At 43.1% G+C, this 17,899-nt stretch carries 13 protein-coding genes; 4 read left to right on the top strand and 9 right to left on the bottom strand.

The window, feature by feature from the left end; genetic code table 11:
• Positions 1-46: 46 nt before the first annotated feature.
• The 3 genes from R7070_RS01905 to R7070_RS01895 form a co-directional block, all read right to left on the bottom strand.
• Positions 47-661: a phage tail protein gene (locus R7070_RS01905; protein WP_005373442.1), complete on the bottom strand. Its 615-nt coding sequence runs from the start codon at positions 659-661 to the stop codon at positions 47-49.
• A gap of 146 nt (positions 662-807) precedes the next feature.
• Entirely contained in the window at positions 808-1,755 is a 948-nt protein-coding gene (locus tag R7070_RS01900) for a formyltransferase family protein (RefSeq protein WP_224721233.1), read from the bottom strand.
• Positions 1,756-1,762: 7 nt separating this feature from the next.
• Positions 1,763-3,061 carry a hypothetical protein gene (locus R7070_RS01895; RefSeq protein WP_318141078.1) on the bottom strand — a complete coding sequence of 433 codons (1,299 nt, stop codon included), beginning with the start codon at positions 3,059-3,061 and terminating at the stop codon, positions 1,763-1,765.
• An 868-nt stretch (positions 3,062-3,929) separates the two neighbouring features.
• On the opposite strand from R7070_RS01895, the gene R7070_RS01890 reads away from it, so the two are divergent.
• A complete protein-coding gene (locus R7070_RS01890; protein ID WP_017819913.1) occupies positions 3,930-7,103 on the top strand; it encodes an AAA family ATPase in 3,174 nt (1,057 codons plus the stop codon).
• Positions 7,104-7,237: 134 nt separating this feature from the next.
• On the opposite strand, the gene R7070_RS01885 is transcribed toward R7070_RS01890, so the two are convergent.
• Positions 7,238-7,711: a DUF1842 domain-containing protein gene (locus R7070_RS01885; protein ID WP_005373450.1), complete on the bottom strand. Its 474-nt coding sequence runs from the start codon at positions 7,709-7,711 to the stop codon at positions 7,238-7,240.
• A gap of 283 nt (positions 7,712-7,994) precedes the next feature.
• Here R7070_RS01885 and R7070_RS01880 point away from each other — a divergent pair, with 283 nt between their 5' ends.
• The 3 genes from R7070_RS01880 (at position 7,995) to R7070_RS01870 (ending at position 11,861) form a co-directional block, all read left to right on the top strand.
• Complete coding sequence (locus R7070_RS01880) at positions 7,995-9,686, top strand: FAD-binding oxidoreductase (protein ID WP_005373452.1); 1,692 nt, start codon at positions 7,995-7,997, stop codon at positions 9,684-9,686.
• Between the two features lie 87 nt (positions 9,687-9,773).
• Complete coding sequence (locus R7070_RS01875) at positions 9,774-10,100, top strand: hypothetical protein (protein ID WP_005373454.1); 327 nt, start codon at positions 9,774-9,776, stop codon at positions 10,098-10,100.
• 471 nt (positions 10,101-10,571) lie between these two features.
• Positions 10,572-11,861 (top strand): linear amide C-N hydrolase, encoded by a 1,290-nt coding sequence (locus tag R7070_RS01870; protein ID WP_222712066.1) that lies wholly within the window; start codon positions 10,572-10,574, stop codon positions 11,859-11,861.
• Positions 11,862-12,007: 146 nt separating this feature from the next.
• On the opposite strand, the gene R7070_RS01865 is transcribed toward R7070_RS01870, so the two are convergent.
• The 5 genes from R7070_RS01865 to R7070_RS01845 all read right to left on the bottom strand — a co-directional run bounded on the left by R7070_RS01865 (position 12,008) and on the right by R7070_RS01845 (position 17,833).
• Positions 12,008-13,051, bottom strand: a complete 1,044-nt coding sequence (locus tag R7070_RS01865; protein ID WP_005373458.1) for a GMP reductase — start codon at positions 13,049-13,051, stop codon at positions 12,008-12,010.
• Positions 13,052-13,487: 436 nt separating this feature from the next.
• Entirely contained in the window at positions 13,488-15,029 is a 1,542-nt protein-coding gene (locus R7070_RS01860; protein ID WP_017635213.1) for a bifunctional ADP-dependent NAD(P)H-hydrate dehydratase/NAD(P)H-hydrate epimerase, read from the bottom strand.
• An 86-nt stretch (positions 15,030-15,115) separates the two neighbouring features.
• Positions 15,116-15,553, bottom strand: a complete 438-nt coding sequence (locus tag R7070_RS01855; protein ID WP_005373463.1) for a PAS domain-containing protein — start codon at positions 15,551-15,553, stop codon at positions 15,116-15,118.
• Entirely contained in the window at positions 15,553-16,557 is a 1,005-nt protein-coding gene (locus R7070_RS01850) for a response regulator (protein WP_005373466.1), read from the bottom strand. The genes R7070_RS01855 and R7070_RS01850 overlap by 1 nt, the downstream gene beginning before the upstream one ends.
• Before the next feature lie 367 nt (positions 16,558-16,924).
• Positions 16,925-17,833 carry an aldo/keto reductase family oxidoreductase gene (locus R7070_RS01845; RefSeq protein WP_151515713.1) on the bottom strand — a complete coding sequence of 303 codons (909 nt, stop codon included), beginning with the start codon at positions 17,831-17,833 and terminating at the stop codon, positions 16,925-16,927.
• Between the last annotated feature and the right edge of the window lie 66 nt (positions 17,834-17,899).

The following is a 17,899-nucleotide window of genomic DNA, read 5'->3' as shown; positions in this document are numbered from 1 at the left end:
ATAGGAAAGGATTAGCTAAAGATTCAGCCAATTCTTTCTTGGTTGATTAGCTGTGCGGTGGGTATACTCCCGCAGTGGCAATTAACCAATTAATCGGCAATACCGGGCTCAGAATATTAAGTGGCATTGAACCGCCTGTTTCAGTCACAGTTACAGTACCTCCGCCCGAGCCACTACCAGACACACTTAAGCCTTCGATCTCGGTCAAATCTGGTTGCTGAAACGTCGGTTTATAGAACCCGGGGGTAGAGTTTTGCGCTATATACGAATTACTATCGGGTACCTGTGTATTTGCAGCATTGGTAGCAACCTGCATCCTGCCTGTTACAGGTGCAGAAGTGCCAAGAGGGGTAAAAATTGCCGTATGTAAGTGTGCTGGCATTTGAGTTATATCAATAGTTACCAGTTCAGTACCCAATCTTTCTCCCTGATGATAATCCATCCCCCCAGGTCGTGTGCCTACACCAACTGGACTGCGGCCACGCAAATCAGGTAAACCAAAGGTAGTTCGGGCGTCACCTCCGTATAGAGTGCTAACTAGAGAGAAGAGCGCTGGATTATCTTCAATTGCCTGCATTTGCCCCGAGCACATTGCCCAATTTCTAATTGCAAAATTGCCACCAAATGCGGTTAGTGTCCCAAGATACGGTTCTGTAGCCATACTGTTCTTCCTTTCAACGTATACACTTAAGTTAAAACCAGCCCATAACGAAATTGGTGTGGTTGGTTAAAACTTTCCAATCTCGCATTACTAAATACCGTTACGGGCTTCATCACTGCCGCAAAGAGCCGTATTGAGATATTTATTTACTCACAAGCAGAAGCGTGCTGGAGCAATGACATCCCAGCATCTAGCCCAGCCATTTGCGCATAGCGATAACCCGAAAACACGCCTTGCGGTGTAGCAATAACATCTATTGATATGGCGCTATCTAACGTTTTCACTTGTAACCCATGTTGTGGGCTGATCTCGAGAATTCTCCCCGCCTCTACACCGACTAAAGAAGTCTCCATTGCGCTTGCTTGCAAAACATTGGCGACACCACTTGGCAAGCTCAACATCGCACCACCGAAGTCATGATTGCCTGCTCGCACTAAGTTGACGATTTCGCGACTCGTTTGCACGTTCCAACGAAGGTGCAGATCATGTTGGTTTACTGCTCGTGCCACTTCGTTGGGGTTTGATACTTGTTCACGCCAAACCAGCCCTTGCTTTTGTTGCGCGATGAGGAAGTCATACATCAGCTTAGCCGTCATTTGTGACGCTTTTTGCTGAGCACTGGTTAAGGTCTCAAACGGGTGAAATGGTACCTCTAACTCCATTCCTATAGCGCCGGAATCAGCCGATGCCTCAAGACGATGCAGGGTGAGGCTAAAGGTGTCTAAACCCTCTCTTAATTGCCAATAGAGAGGCATCGGGCCTCGATACTCGGGCAGCTTTCCCGGATGAATGTTGTACAAGTTTCCGTTGAAAAACTGACACAGCGAGGAATGAACTATGTGCCTGAACAAATAGATAACGCCATCCGTGACTCGCCAAACATCGAGTTGCGCTATCAAAGCACTGCTGTCATTGGCGGTATACTGAGCAATATGAATCGATTGAGCGCTCAGATAGCTCTGTAGCTGCTGTAAGTCAGGATTTAGTTCTCCTTCCGGTACTACCACGCCCGCCAATTTATGCTGTTGTGCCAACAACTGAATGATGGGCAAGGCGTAACAACTTCCTGTAAAAACGACGTATTTTTGCTGCATATCGAAATCATCCATGGGTGGCGACAAAACCTGGCAATCCGGTTAACTGATAATAGAAACTGACCTTATCCCCTCCCTTCGCTTCAAAGTAATGGTGTTCAACAGCTTTGGGCTTGGCATCCACATAAAAAGTCATGTCGGGTTTAGGATGGGTAATACCAGAGTCGTATTGTCCGACCATCGCATCTCCGTAAGTATCGATATGGCTGTAAATGGCGAGGATACGTTTTGCCATATCTGGCACATCTTTCGGCAGCTCAATGGTGTTGCCTTGCAGCATTTTTATTCCACCATCTAGCTCAAAAATCTCGCTTCTGAGCAACATGGCTTTATTGACGTTAAGAATTTCTCCCAGATCAATTCGATCATCGATCGCTTCCGGCTGGCAATGGTTGGAATGTGCATACTCTGCTTTTTCCCATTGTTGATTAAATTCCGTCTCCCCGATGACCATCATGGCGCGCACAGATACCTGATTGGGGATCATTTCGCCTTGAATATGTAAATATTGAACCAAATGTTTCGCGATGCTGAGGAACCCTTCCCGACTAAAGCCATGCTGCATCGCTTCAAGTATCAGGAGATCAAACGTTTGAGTTGGCGAAAATTGGGTAGCATCTTCTTCCACTAAGGCTTCAATGTAGTCTGCGATATCGAGATCCGCGATCAATTGATTGAGTGCTTTAATGGCTCCGGGGTGAATATCTACTAGTGTCACCTGAAGCTGCTCTGCGCTAATTCGATCACTTTGTTTGTAGTGAGCAAGTAAAGGCAGCAGCAATGGTGCAAAGGGGCCGCAAGCTGGATAAAGCACTTTAACCTGTGACTTGTTGGCAAGCATATGTTGGATAGCTTTGTTTATACCACACGCAAAGCCTTTAATTCGGTACACATCTTTGATGGTGTGTTTACAGTTAAGTGGGGACATCACCAGCCCAGACGTGGAAATGTACTGTCGGGTCAGTTCCTCTTGAGTGAGTTTAGCCAGAGAAAAAGATTGGCAAGCGTTGCCATACATGCTCTGAAAGGCTTGCACCAGTGTTCGGTGCTCAACTTTCGTCTCCTTCAATACGAGCTCAACTGCCGCAGCGAAACTCTCTTTCAGTTGCCGTTGGCGTTCAGCCGTGCTGAGTTGGTTTGGGAGCATAGCCTCAAGTTGAGTCCGTAATGAGTACTTAAGCAGCTCATCCATTTCGGGTTCAGCAAAACCAAACTGTTGAGTTTGTTGCTGCACTTCTTCAACACCGACCGTCTCACGAGATTGAGGACGTTGCTGGTAGAATTCTATAGAGGAGCCTTTTTGCATAATTCATGAACCTCACTTGCCGCTGTAGCAGTAGTTAATGATGTAACACACCTGTACTTGAGAAAAACATATGCCAGAGGTCCGCGTTACAATATCTCAGCTCCCGGCTCTAACTTCATAAACCGTACTGACAAAATTGGGCAGAAAAATTGAGATAAAAACAGTTCTAATCCTGTAAATTCAGAGAGTAGTAAATAGTTAGGGTAATAGGCCTTTCGATGTGATTCTTCTAAAGCAAGCGCTTGCCAATCCCCTCGATGGCAAGATCGTTTGACATATGGCAGCCACGCAGTCTCCTTAATAGAGGTAAGCGCGGCACTCAAGTGTGGTGTAATATGAAAGCCTTTTAACAGGCAGAAAAAGCCAATATCCATAGTATAAAGCCAACTATTTATAATATTGAAATTAAAATAATTTTTTCGGCAGTTATTTTGAAATTGCCGATATTTGATTTATAGACTAGAAAAAATCAGTTAGCCAGAATAGAGATCAAAAAAAACACTAAAAATAAGATTGTCAATTTATATCTCTAAAATTAAAGAATTTAATTTTTAAAGTTTAATGAAGTCCAATATAAGTTTAAGGTGTGCAATCTTTTAAAAGATATAAGTTTAAAGATATTTCAAAAAACTTATTAAGAAAAACATGAACTCACAAAAATAAATATCAAAATTATTAATAAAAAAACACCACTAATATAACAATGAATTAAGGTGGTTTGAAGATTAAAATGCCCATTTCATTTTCGTATATAACATTTTAACTACTAGTATTATATATGTGGTGAAATAAGATAAATTTATTCACTCAACATATCCAATCGATTCAGGTTTACTGGGAAAAGCTATACGTTACAACGGAGTGAAATATGGCAAATAGGGATGGAAGAATTCCACTCAACGTATTACGACTCAAAGAACTGAGAAAGAAATTAGGACTGAGCCAAGAAAAACTGGCGGAAGAATGCTTTCAACAGGGTTTTGTCGTATCTATTGCTTCTATAAAGCGAGCAGAGTCTGGGGCGAATGTGCTGTATCGTACCGCATCCAATCTCGCGGAATACTTTTCTGTCCCCGTAGAGGACCTTTTAATAGATCGGGCCTCAGAACCATTATTTACAAATGTATCTTCATCACCACCATATTTTTTTATTTTTGCAATCGAAGCAAAGTGTGATTTGACCGCAAAGGCTCTGCAAACCTTACTTCTCAGCCAAAACACTACACCCATAATACAAAACCGAACGTTTGTTCTTACTTGGTCTTTACAGGAATCGGACGAATATATTTTTGAGCGAATTCGACAACTAGCCCTTCAATTAAAGGTTGCTCTTTCGGCTTCGATTCGGTCTTTTATCAATGTGAAATACATGCATCGAATCACTGAGCTATCGGAACATCCAAATGCGATAACCCCAATCAATGAAATCCTAGTTAAAATCCCTTGGGGAGAAATAGCTGCTTGTCCTTGCTTTATCTCGTCCAATTGTGCCAGACCAATAAAACCTTTTCTAACAGGAGAGCCAGACTTCAACAACTGGCATTTTGTATCCTTACACCAAAACCATACTGACTGTTTCGTAGGGCGTAAACTTGAACTAGAAACATTGAATAGCGGAATCAAGCGATGGCAAAAACAAGAAGCAGGCCAAACGTATTGTATTACTGGTACCGCAGGGATAGGAAAGACCAGCCTACTCAACCAGGTCATTTCGTCTTTGAGTCGTTCTTCGTGTTTAACCACAGAGATTCAAATCCTGAATCATGGCAGTGCTGATCTCTTGTCCCCTCAAAATATATTCACTCGGGCAATTTGTTCATTTACTCGTGAAGATACCGATGATTCTATTCGTCAGCAGACTGTCGAGTCATCAATTCCCTCTTCTTTCCATCTCTGCCTTTATTGGTTAATGGGGGTAACACTCAACGAATCAGAAAAACAGCTGCTGAACTTAATGGAGTTCCAAACGCTGAAACAAACGATAGAGCAATCTATCCCTTTCTTAATTCAACAACGGCAGACCAGCAAACCGCATTTGATTATTGTTGAAGATGTCCATTGGGCCGACGAGGTAATGTTGGCATTTCTTGAGACACTGCTACCTTATATTACAAACACCAATATTTTACTCTTTCTGACGTTTAGGCAGCAAAAACGACTTAGTTCCAAACAATCTTGGTTTGCCAACGTGAATCTAATCGAACTTAGGGAGTTATCATCTGAAGAGTCTTACGAGTTAGCTTGCTCAATCACATGCCAACAGAATAAACATATCAATGACTGTATAAAGCTTGCGAAAGGCCATCCTCTATACTTACGCCAAACACTACTTTGTTCTCAGTTTGATAAAGACGTTCCGGAGTCATTGGAACATTTAGTTTCGATACAATTAGCTCAACTTCCAGCCCAAGATCGCCAAGCACTCTGTACTGCATCTGTGTTGGGGCAGTACTTTCAACTGGAGCAACTGCGTGAAATCACTCGAATTCCCGGCTACGTACCAGATAAGTTAGTCGACGCTGGCTTAGTAAAACTCAATGGCGATCAATACCTTTTCCATCATGATTTGATTTGTAATGCTGTTTTCCGTCAAATAGACAAGTCACAGTGTTCAAAAATACACATGGCCTGCGCAAAATGGTATGAGAACCGAGATCGGTTCTTATATGCAGTCCATATCAATCATGCCAAGGGCGAAGGTGTATTTACTGTTCTTGACCAGACCGCCAAACATTACCTGAGCAATTATCAATTTGAAAAAGCACTGACTCTTATTGAATACGCTATTAAAGAGTCACCTAAAGCACAGATGGCGTATGCACTAAATATGAAAGGAAACTGCCTGTATTCGATGGGACGCATCAAAGAGAGTATTGAGGTTCTTGAGCAAGCGATTCATCACACAGAAAATGATTCTGAACGTGTTCAATACTATTTAGACCTCATTAACCCCTACCGTTTAACCGACAACTTTGTACAAGCGATGTCGATTTTAGACCAAGCCCAAGCCCTGTGCGAAAAGCTGACGTTAAATAAATCTTTGTGTGAAATTCACTCGATGAGAGGTAATATGCTGTTCCCCACTGGGCAGCTAGACGAATGTGAGAAAGAACATTTACTTGCATTAGATTACAGTCAACGAGCAAACTGTTTTCGCGCGAAAGCAAAATCGCTTGGCGGCCTCGGTGATTGTGCCTACGCACAAGGAAAAATGGCTCGCTCATACGAGCACTTAACCGAGTGTTTGCAACTGTGTGAAGAGCATCAGTTGCTTTCGATTGAAACTGCCAATCGCTACATGCTGGCAACAGTGATGATCTATCAACTGCAATCTGACGAAGCACTAAAACAGGCTCAGCATGCCTCGAATCTTGCCTATCTCACGGCAAACCGCCGAGCAGAAATTGTTTCTAGGCTTACGGCTGCATGGATCTTTCTCGACCGTAATGTCTTGGTGCAAGCTGAAAACGAAATCTCGACCGCTCTACAACTTTCAAAACAGCTTAATGCTCATCGATTTGTCGCTTTTCTTTTGGAGTCCAGTGCAAGATTGCACTGGTATCAGGGAAAAGAGGAGAAAGCCCTTTCGGACATCGACACGGCTCTAGATCTTGTTCATATCAATAAGCTACACAATTTTATTGGTCCTTGGCTCGTATCTACCAAGGCACTTATTTGTGGCGATGAATCAACGGCCCTCTCCGCTTTGCGCACTGGTGAGGCTTGGCTAGAATCTACCTGTGTTGGTCATAACTATTTACGCTTTTACCAACAAGGAATCCAAGTAGCGTGGCAGTATAAGCAGCCTACGCTACTTCGAAAATATCGCGATAAGCTGTCTAACTTCACCCAAGAAGATCCGCATCCATGGGGTGATTTTTATATTGAACAAGCGAATCTGATGCTTGCCTTACTCGACCAGTCCAGCTCCGTCTCTGAGTTGTTAAACTTCAATCAGGCCGCGCGTAAGCATCAACTGAATCAGGCTCAAATAAGTGTTGATGAGCTCGACCATTGGCTCTCCACATCTACTCAACCATGAAATATTCAATAAACGAAGAAAGTCGATTAATTGCACCGTCAAGTCATCGTGTTTACTCGATTTACCTCGTCAAACACAGATATTCGAAACCATCGAATATCTGTGTTTTGGCACAGTGTCATCGCTGATGAGATTTATGCTGGCGCAAGATCATTTTGCTCCACCTTAAAGTTCTCGATGCTAGGAACATGCTCAGGCAAAAGTAGAGTAACGCGTTGATTTGCTGCTTCAATCCATTTACCTGAACTATTTTTATATCGATAGAATGCCACGCCTGATTTCCAATCATCATTAAGTAGGAGGTTGAGCGTTACGTTATGAAGATCAGCTCCTAAAGGAGCAATGCCTAGATAAGGCTGGTAGCCCTGCAACGTCACCATGATATGACAATCACGCATCGTGCATTGATAGTTGAAACTACCATTGAGATCAGACACCACATTTAACGGTGGGTTAACGGCCTGAAAGATATGTCCTTTACCCACTATTGATTTGTCTTCGCTGGCCACGAGTAGATTAACATCGAAGCTCACTCCTCCAGGTAAGCCGTTACCAATTTGATAATGAGCAGTAAAAATTGCTTGTGATTCTTTTGAGTCCATTTTCATTGTGTTCTCCAACTGAATTTATTGTCGTTAGTGACCCATTCAATGTAGATAACACGTCATTCTGGTTCAGTATCAATTTAGGCTCAGATCTACTTGACTACATAAATTATCCACGGTCACGCAGATGCCGATCGTTCTTTTCATCAACCAGATATTGTTGCTCTCTCGCTGATGCTTTTGGCGATTTGTACAGAACAACTGATACCAAACTGATATGGTGAATGTATGCATTTGGTTTAATATTTGAGCAACTATTCAATACATAAGCCAAATGGAAAAAATAATGGAACATGAATGGATGCAGGGAACTAAAGAAAACCAAGTGGTAGAACAGCACCCTAACCCTCAAATACAACGCCTCGCTGTACTTAGCGCGTACTCAATCTCAGTCAATAATGCCAAACTGTTTATTCAGAAAATGGATAAGTGCGGTTTTCCTAAAGAACGATTACTGACACCTCTTGAAAACACGGTTTCACCGGTTCCCGGTTTGAACCAATATCAAGTCGAGTCACTCATCTTCAATACTCGCTATCAACACCAACCCTTTGTCATTGTCATGTGCGAAAGTACGCAAGAAGTTCAGCAAGCCTATCTAACAGCAACTCAATTCAATCTCCCGATTCGTGTTCGCTCAGGAGGGCATGATCACGCAGGTGAATGCAGTGGTGACAACGTCATTTTGATTGACGTGAGCAGAATTAAGACCTTCCAATTGTGTGACAATATTGCCACCATTGGTGCTGGCTATCGCTTCTATCAACTGACACCAAAACTTGCAGAGCATGATCGAATGATTGCACATGGAACCTGTGCCACAGTTGGGTTGACTGGCTATATTCAAGGCGGAGGATGGGGCCCTTGGACGCGAAAATACGGCATGTGTTGTGAGCACCTAGTGAGTGCAACCGTGGTATTGGGTGATGGTACGATCACAGAAGTCTCAGCAGAGTCCAACCCTCACCTATTTTGGGCACTAAGAGGCGGCGGAGGCATGAGCTATGGCATTGTTACCGAGCTACGCGTAAAAACATTCCCTTTACCCAAAGAGATCCACCGCTTCGAGCTTCAGTGGAACCTCTATCCAAAAATCAACGGTATGCTTCAGCCAATACCAACGCACCCTACCATAGATGTGCTAAAAAATTGGGAGCAGGCTATAAAAAGCCTCGATACGCCTAAACTTCTTGGCACCAACTTGCAAATTGATGCTCTGCCTGAATCATCTAACCACTGTGATATTGAAACCATCAGCCATCACTGCACCATGTATGGCTACTGGGAAGGAACAGAACAAGATCTTCACCAATTTATAGCCGTTCAATTTGGCGCTTGCTTCCCTGATTTAGTTCAAGTCTATGAAGCACATGGCACTGACTTTGACGGGAAGAAATACGATCACTCCCTGATGAGCACATGGGGGCGCGATTCTTTGTGTCAAAACGGTTCTCCTTTCCCTCCCGATTATGACGCCCCAGCACCTCACAAAATCACTTCGCGATTGGTGTCAGAGCGAGGTCTTAAACCAGAAGGCTATACTGCACTTTTGCAAAGCTTAACTTCACCTTTGATAAAGCCAGAAAACCGCGATCAAGGGCTATTTAGTTACGTAACCTTAGGGGCGATCACTGGCGGTTTTTATCATCACTCAGACGACCTTGAAGACATATCTTTCCCCTACCGCCAGTGTCAATATACAGTCCAATACCAAACCTGGTGGAATGAAGAGATAAAGCAAAAACTAGAACTACAAAATAACCCAGTACTTGTTGATGTAAACAGAGCCATGGACTGGATTGATAAAGCCAGAGAAGCTGATATACCGGGAACCTATGGTGCCTTCATCAGCTTTAAAGATCCGGCAATTCCGACAAGCGTTTATTTTGATCGAAGCTACCGCGACTTAATCGGTATAAAAGAAAAATACGCTAAGGATAAGTTTAATCACCTTAGAACTAATAAGACCATCATTTAACATCAATATGCATCTTAAAAAGCATATATTAACAGAACGTCATTTGGCCGTTCTATCACGTATAGAAATTAAAAAAGAGGAAAAATTATGACAACTAAGGGTTCATTTTACGTTAAAAATAACTCCAACGATAAAATCACCGGATATGTGAGATTTAAAGACTCTCCGGAAATGGAGGTTCATTTCGACTTGAATATTGGCGAACAATCTGAATCTGCTAGTTTTGAATCCGGTGCCGCTACCCATGACTCCTGGTATTACAGTTTCAAAAAGGCAGGTAAAACCTATACTGGGGACAAGTCCTGTGCATACTATGCAAAAGATGAAAATAAAGGCCCCGTCGTTGTAGAAATCTTTAATGATAATTTAAAAATATCTCCACCACTTAGCGGTTCTTGTGAGAAAACTTTATAGCTGCTCACCTGATTCATCACTTCGCCCGAGACAGTTGCACAACTTCTCGGGCAGTTTCATTTCTCGGTATTTGGATTGAAGACTCTCCCCATTTTCAATCACAATCTGAAATTGTTAACTTTATGTTCTCACTTTATATCACCACTGCAAGATAATCGAATAAATACAAATCACTTTTAAAATAAACTTTAAATCTAGAGTAACCAAGATTGAAAAAATAAATATATTATTAATTTCTAAGATCAAAGAGTTTTACTTAATACATCACTTTTTATTTTAACTCTATCAACTGATACTAAACTGCTACTGACGTTTTTTGATTGAATGCTTAACTTAATAGCATGCGCTTATCTCAATGGCTAAAACCATTACTAAAGCGCAATTCATCTATATCCACGTAATCTCTAAGCATTTGATTCAGAGGGTTTCTTGGATATTCATCATTCAAGATAAACAACGGAAAGCATGGCTATGTGTACAGATGTTAATATCAATTATGGTTGCAACAACCAAACCTTATCCGCTAGAACCATGGAGTTTGCAGTTAACCTTCAGACCGAGATTTGGTTTAGAGCCCAACAAACTTACCAAATTACGACCTTTACTTCCGACGGAAAAGCCGACCGTGTTTTCAATGGTCAGCCGCCAAAACGTCACAGTAAAGAATGTGAGTTTCGAGCAAATTGGCAGGGAGAGTTGAGCTTCATACACTGCAATGCCATTACCCGGTATAATAACCCTCTTTTAACAGCTGATGGCATTAATGAATCTGGCCTTTCTGTTGGGTCACTGTACTTGCCCATTCTCAATCAAAATGTATCGACCTCTCACATCCCTGATGATGCCTTTGCATTAGGCAGCGGCCTGTTTGGTACTTTTATCTTGTCTACGTTTAATACTGTGGACGAGATGGCGACCTACTTCACCACCCACCCCGTTTACGTGTTTAACTCGACTATTTCAACTGGTGAAACAGAGAGTGACAACATGGCTTTGGACCAGCATTTCGTGATTCACGATGCAAATAATGACAGTGCCGTCATTGAGTTTCTTAACGGTAATATGCATATCTATCGAGCATTCAAAGAAAGCGATATGTTCAGCAAAGAGGAAAATCAGCAAGCACGCTATCAATGTACCGAATACGACTTTGATGATTATAAAGTGGTTGTGGACCACTCCTACGTTGGAGTAATGACTAACTGCCCAAATTACCATTGGCATGTCAATCACCTCTCTTATTTTTCCAATTTGCGCAACTACAACCCAGAACCGAACAATGAAGCAACCATGCAACGTCATGTCCAAGTGCCTGGCCCACTTCAATCAATCAATGGCGCTGGCTTGATGGGTCTACCCGCCGACCCAACACCGCCGTCTCGATTTGTACAAACCTATGCAATTAAGCAGTTAAGCGAACAACCAACTAACTTCGACGAAGCCTTCTCACTCGGACAAAAGCTACTTAATCGCGTTGATATACCTTTGGGCATCATGGCGAATGAGTTTGAGACATCCGATAACCCTGAAGTCTTTTTTAGTGATATTACCCAATGGAGCGTTATTAGACATAACAGTCATCAATCACCCGCGTTCTATCTGCGTACTTACGGAGACATGACTTGGCGAGTCGCTAATGTCAAAGACTATATTGGGTTAAATAGAGACTGTCAGATTTCAAGCGTTTTACAGCTCATGCCAGTTACAACATCATTACCGTTTGAACAAGTCGAATCTCGACCAACTATTAAAATCGCTTAGAGTTAATTTTGAAGCGCAAACAAATGAGAAGCAAAAAGCCAGAGTAAGAAATCAATCTCACTCTGGCTCATAGCTGCATATAGTATAGTTTTATCTGCTATAGATATAACGTATGGTTGCTTTTACACTTGTTACATTCAGTCGATTTACTCTTTACCGAACACGTTGTTCTCTTGTTCTTGAACACGGATGAATGTAGTACGCTTGGTTAGCTCTTTAAGCTTTGCTGCACCCACGTATGTACAAGTTGAGCGAACGCCGCCAAGGATGTCTTGAATAGTGCCGTGAACGCTACCACGGTATGGCAATAATACGGTTTTACCTTCGGCCGCACGGTAGCCAGCGACACCACCTGAGTGCTTATCCATCGCGCTCTTCGACGACATGCCATAGAATTTCATGAACTTCTCGCCGTCTTTCTCGATCACTTCGCCGCCTGACTCTTCGTGACCCGCTAGCATCCCGCCTAGCATTACGAAATCCGCGCCACCACCGAATGCTTTCGCTACGTCACCCGCACAAGAACAACCACCGTCACCGACGATCATGCCACCAAGGCCGTGCGCTGCATCACCACACTCGATGATTGCAGAAAGCTGCGGGTAACCAACACCCGTTTTTACACGAGTTGTACATACAGAGCCTGGGCCGATACCCACTTTAACGATGTCTGCACCAGCTAGGATTAGCTCTTCACACATATCACCAGTAACCACGTTGCCTGCAGAAATGACCTTGTCTGGGAACTCAGCTCGCACGCGTTCAACATACTCGACCAAATGCTCTGAGTAACCATTAGCAATGTCGATACAAATGAAAATAAATTCATCTGAAAGCGCCATGATGTCTTTGGTTTTTTGGAAGTCTGCGTCAGATGTTCCCGTAGACACCATAACGTTATTCATGGTTACTTTATCTGCTGATTTAGCAAACTCAGCCCAATCTTCTACCGTGTAATGTTTGTGAACAGCGGTCATTACACCATGCTCAGCCAGCGCTTTAGCCATTGCAAAGCTACCAACCGAATCCATGTTTGCTGCGATTACTGGCACACCAGACCATTGACGACCACTATGCTTGAATGTAAAATCGCGGGTTAAATTTACTTGAGAACGGCTCTTAAGGGTAGAACGTTTCGGGCGAAACAGTACATCTTTAAAACCTAACTTAAGTTCTTGTTCGATACGCATTGTGTAATTCCTTGATTCATATGTATATGTGTCATTCCAGAGTGCGTAGTGATTTCGTTGGCAGACGAGTTCACTGTTCTTCGGACACAAAAAAACCGGAGCGTTGGCAGACGCTCCGGTTTTCAGCATTATAGGCTGTGATTTATTTCCTACAAGTCTGATATTTGAATTTTTTTTGTGATACCATCTTGAAAATCGCATATCAAAAACGCTCCCCAAGTCACCAAAACCTCTTATTATTTATAACTATCAACAACTTGAGAAAGCACTTGAGTTAACCTATTGCGCAAACCTTTGCGTCATATCTTAAAAATTAAAACGCATCACCTCTCAAACCTGCCTAAAACTCAATCACCTAATACTAAGATGCCCTGCTAATTCGTAAAACAGTACTCAAAAAAATCGACCAATTTTCTCAGCAATGCATGAAATCTAATTAATTTCGATAGAGCTCTTGGGTGATAGCGGTACGAAGAGTGCTAACGACATCACTTGCCAAAAGACCAATTTGACCATTCTGACTCACGTTTATATCAGCAGCATGACTGTGAAGTACCACACCTAAACGTGCGGCAACAGAAATTGGTAAACCTTTGGCTAGTAATGCACCAATGACTCCAGATAACACATCTCCCATTCCCCCCGTCGCCATTCCGGCGTTACCCGCTAGACAGACGTACATTCTCGTTCCATCGTAAATAAGTGTCCCCGCGCCTTTTAAAACCACTACACCGCCATAACGCTCTTGCAGTTGTCTTGCAGCAGAGTATCGGTCACTTTCTATTTGTTGAATGGTTACATTTAGTAGTCGAGCAGCCTCTCCAGGATGCGGCGTGATCACTCGATGGTTGTCGTACACCAGAGTGCCATCGCATCGCTGGCTCAGCATCGCTAGAATATTGAGGCCATCAGCATCAACAACTTTAGGTTTCTGCTCTTGAGCCAGATATTGATAGGCTTGATAAGCCCACTCATCATCTCCAAAGCCAGGACCAAACACGAATACGTCAGCCCAGCGAATGCGTTTAGTTAAGTCGTTCTCAGTATCCCTGAGTAAGTCAGCGGTGATGCTCTGGCTCATTACTTCTGGGCAACCAACCTGCAGTGGAATAAGGCTACTCGTGTGAGTAATTGCGGCAGTTAAACCCGCTCCGGCTCTAATCGCTGCGGAGGAACATAAACGAATCGCTCCAGACATCCCTTGATTGCCACCAACACAAAGCAACTTCCCGTTGTCACCTTTATGGACCGTTGGATTTGGCTTGGGCATTAATCTTGAAACAACCTGATGATCAATACCTAATGCACTTTCTACTTCGATAGTATCAAACTTAGTATTGACGCCTAAACCACAAAAGTAGAGCTCGCCAACTCGATCTCTCGCTTGTCCAGTGCATAAGCCTTGTTTAACCCCAATGAAGGTTACAGTATGCTCGGCACGAATAGCATCACCTAAAACTGCACCTGTATTAGCACACAGACCAGAAGGAACGTCGACTGCAATCACAGGGGTATGAATTTGATTAATTTGGTCAATATAGCGACGATACTCCGAACGAACCTCACCGCTTAAACCAGTGCCTAACATGGCATCGATGATCACATCTGCTTCTAGCAATGCGGTATTCCATTCATCCCAATCATTGTTAACACCGTCGATTGACTGCCAGTCTTGGTATGCGCGCAAAGCATCACCTTTTAGCACAGATACATCACCAATTTGGAAAACATGTACATTGAGTTGAGCTTGTTTCGCAAGAGATGCAAATACGTAACCATCGCCACCGTTATTCCCTTTACCGCAAATCACTAAGATATTTTTTGATTTAGGATACAGATGTAAAAAGCGCTCATACACGGCCATACCAGCGCGTTGCATTAAGCTATACATAGAAACACCAGCCATTTGCGCAGCCAGCGTTTCACCGTTTTTTACTTGCTCTGCGGTGTAGAGTTTTAGGGCGAGATTAAAGTCCATATTCACGTTCTACGCATTGGGAAACACAATTATAAGTATACAAAAAAGCCAAGGCGGACCTTGGCTTTTGAGAAAGTTTTTTATCGCTATTGATTCTGAGACATCAGAGCTTCAGCCGTCGCGTCTTGTATAGACAAAAACAACGAGTTGATTTTTCCAGTCGGTGTGCGCATTGGGTTCAACGTAACATTCTGGTACATAAACTCCGCTTGCTGCGTGACTGGTCGAACATTGCGACAGCAAAATAAGTAAGGTCGTTGTCGCCATGTGATGAAGCTGCGACAGCCTAGGTCATACACTGGTTTTGTTTTTAATTTAAACCACTCCTGTGGGATTTCAGGGAAGATATCAAATATAGAACGACCTATCGCATCATGAGACTGCAAACCACTGTGATGAGTCATAAACCCATTCCAGACCTGTACATTGTAATCTCGATCAATGACCACTAAGCCCATGTCAACGTTTTGTACCATATCCACCATCCAATGGAATTGTTCAAACTCTGCTGGCATATTCAACATTAGAACTCCTCCATTAGATAAGACAGTTTGTTATCAAGCAGCGGCAAGGATTCATCCACAAACATAAACAACAAGTCACAACGAATCGACGTTCCTTCAATGTTGTAGCTCACTTCGAATGTCATCGTGCGGCTGAATGCTCCAGTTGTAGATTCAATGATCGAGTCAATTGAGATATGCTGACCAAGGAGTACTGGTGGACTTTGGAAGAATCGGACTTCAGACTGCTCGCCTAAACCATTTAAGAACGACCCCACCAAAATATTAGAAATATCCATTAGCAGCTCAAGCTCTTCTAACTCTTCGCTGTCTGCTGGTACTTTCATCAACTTTTTGAGATCAGATACGCTTGAGTCACTCAAGATCACTAGCGCTTCGCCAGCAATACCTTCGCCACAAAATCCCTGACAAACACCCGATACGTTGTCATGCGACGCCAAGTCGCGTAGGGCCATGTGAAGTTCGCTCACTTCAAAGATATTGACGTTCGGCAGAGGTAATTGCACAAACACATCAAAGTGACGCGCCAACGCATCGGCTGCTCGACCAATTGAAACGTTAGCCACTTCCATGTAAATATCGCGACGACGTAAAATCGGTAACTCAATAGAGACAGGCGTGATAATTTGAGGACGAGGTTCTGGTTCGACCAACTCTTTAAGCGCCTTCTTGAGTTCATCTTTGGCGATCGGTTTTTGAATAAACGCTTTTGCACCCAGTGCGAACACGCGCTCTTTCGCTTTAGGTTGGATATCCCCCGACACAACAACCACCGGAGTTTTATCCCCCAACCGTTGCATGTGCTCTAGTGTTTCAAAGCCATCCATTTCTGGCATGGTCAAATCAAGAAACATCAATTTAAACTCGTTTTTTTCGAGTTCTTCTAGCGCGTTTTTTCCGTGGATAGCAAACGTAATATCGGCATTCAATGTGGCTGGTAGTGATCTCGCCATCTGTTTGCGTGCTAACGCTGAATCATCACAGATGAGTACGGGAAAAGACATTCAATCACCTTTTTATATTCCACAATCTGCGCCGGAGTCTAACAGATTGTTACAGCATGTAATACGAGAAAACTGACGAGTTTTTTATTTCTTTATTATTCGATAAGCATACGCAATATGAATGAATGAGTGAACAAAATGACTAAAAAGCAAGCATCACATTCGCTGTTTAGTGACATAAAACAAACATGGGTAAAACTCCTCCACCCAAAGTAAGCAAAAAGTTGCAGCTAACATCCAAAGCCCATTTTTGCTCGAATTTCATTCTTTCCATTTCCATAATGGGTAAACAGTAACGCGCTAAAACTAAAAAGGCACCCTGCTAGAGGATGCCTTTAATAATAATTTCATCGATAAGATATCAATTCTATGGCACACCATGGCCTTTAGAAGCCACCCATACGCGATACCATTGCTCTCGAGTAAGTTCGATGTTCAATGCATTAACTGCAGTTTGCACACGCTCGATTTTACCAGAGCCAATGATTGGAATAGGGTTAGATGGCAAACGACGTACCCAGGCATAAATTACTTGGTCAATACTCGCTGCGCCCACTTCTTCACGAATTGCTTCTAATTCGTTACGGACACGAACAGCTTGCTCACTGTCACCACTAAAAATTGAACCACCACCGAGGCAAGACCAAGCCATTGGTCGCGTGCGGAACATTTGCATTTGATCAAGCGTTCCATCGTGAGCAACCTCAAAGTTAAGTGGGTTGATTTCCACTTGGTTAGTAACCAACGGCTTACCTAAGCGAGATTGCAGCAGTTCAAACTGGCGTGGAGTGAAGTTAGACACGCCAAAGTGCTTCACTTTGCCGACTTTGTGAAGCTCAGAAAATGCTTCTGCAACCTCGTCTGCATCCATTAACACGTCAGGACGATGAATTAAAAGTACGTCGATTTCATCCACATTCAAACGTTCTAGCGAGTTATTCACCGATTGGTAGATATGTGCTGAGCTCGTGTCGTAGTGATTGATCTTACGCTCTGGCGTTTTATCGCCACACAAATTGATGTCGCATTTCGTCACGATCTGAATTTGCTCACGAACACTCTTGTCTAAAGCTAGCGCTTCACCAAACAACGCCTCACACTCGTAATTGCCGTAGATGTCGGCGTGATCGACCGTCGTAATGCCTAACTCAATGTGTTGCTTAAGAAATGACAAACGCTCTTGAGCCGTCATTCCCCACTCAACTGCACGCCAATATCCTTGAACCAGCTCTGAGAACTCTGGGCCTTTTGGTGCAGTTACTACTTTTGCAACCATGGGTTTTCTCCTTCAATTGATCTGCATTCATCGTAGTCTTGTTTTCGTACCGGCTCAACGGGTAAA

The organism is Vibrio sp. 1557, assembly GCF_033340175.1.
GTDB lineage: Bacteria > Pseudomonadota > Gammaproteobacteria > Enterobacterales > Vibrionaceae > Vibrio > Vibrio alginolyticus.
The sequence above is the reverse complement of the archived record's forward strand: the minus strand, read 5'-3'. Positions and strand labels throughout refer to the sequence as shown.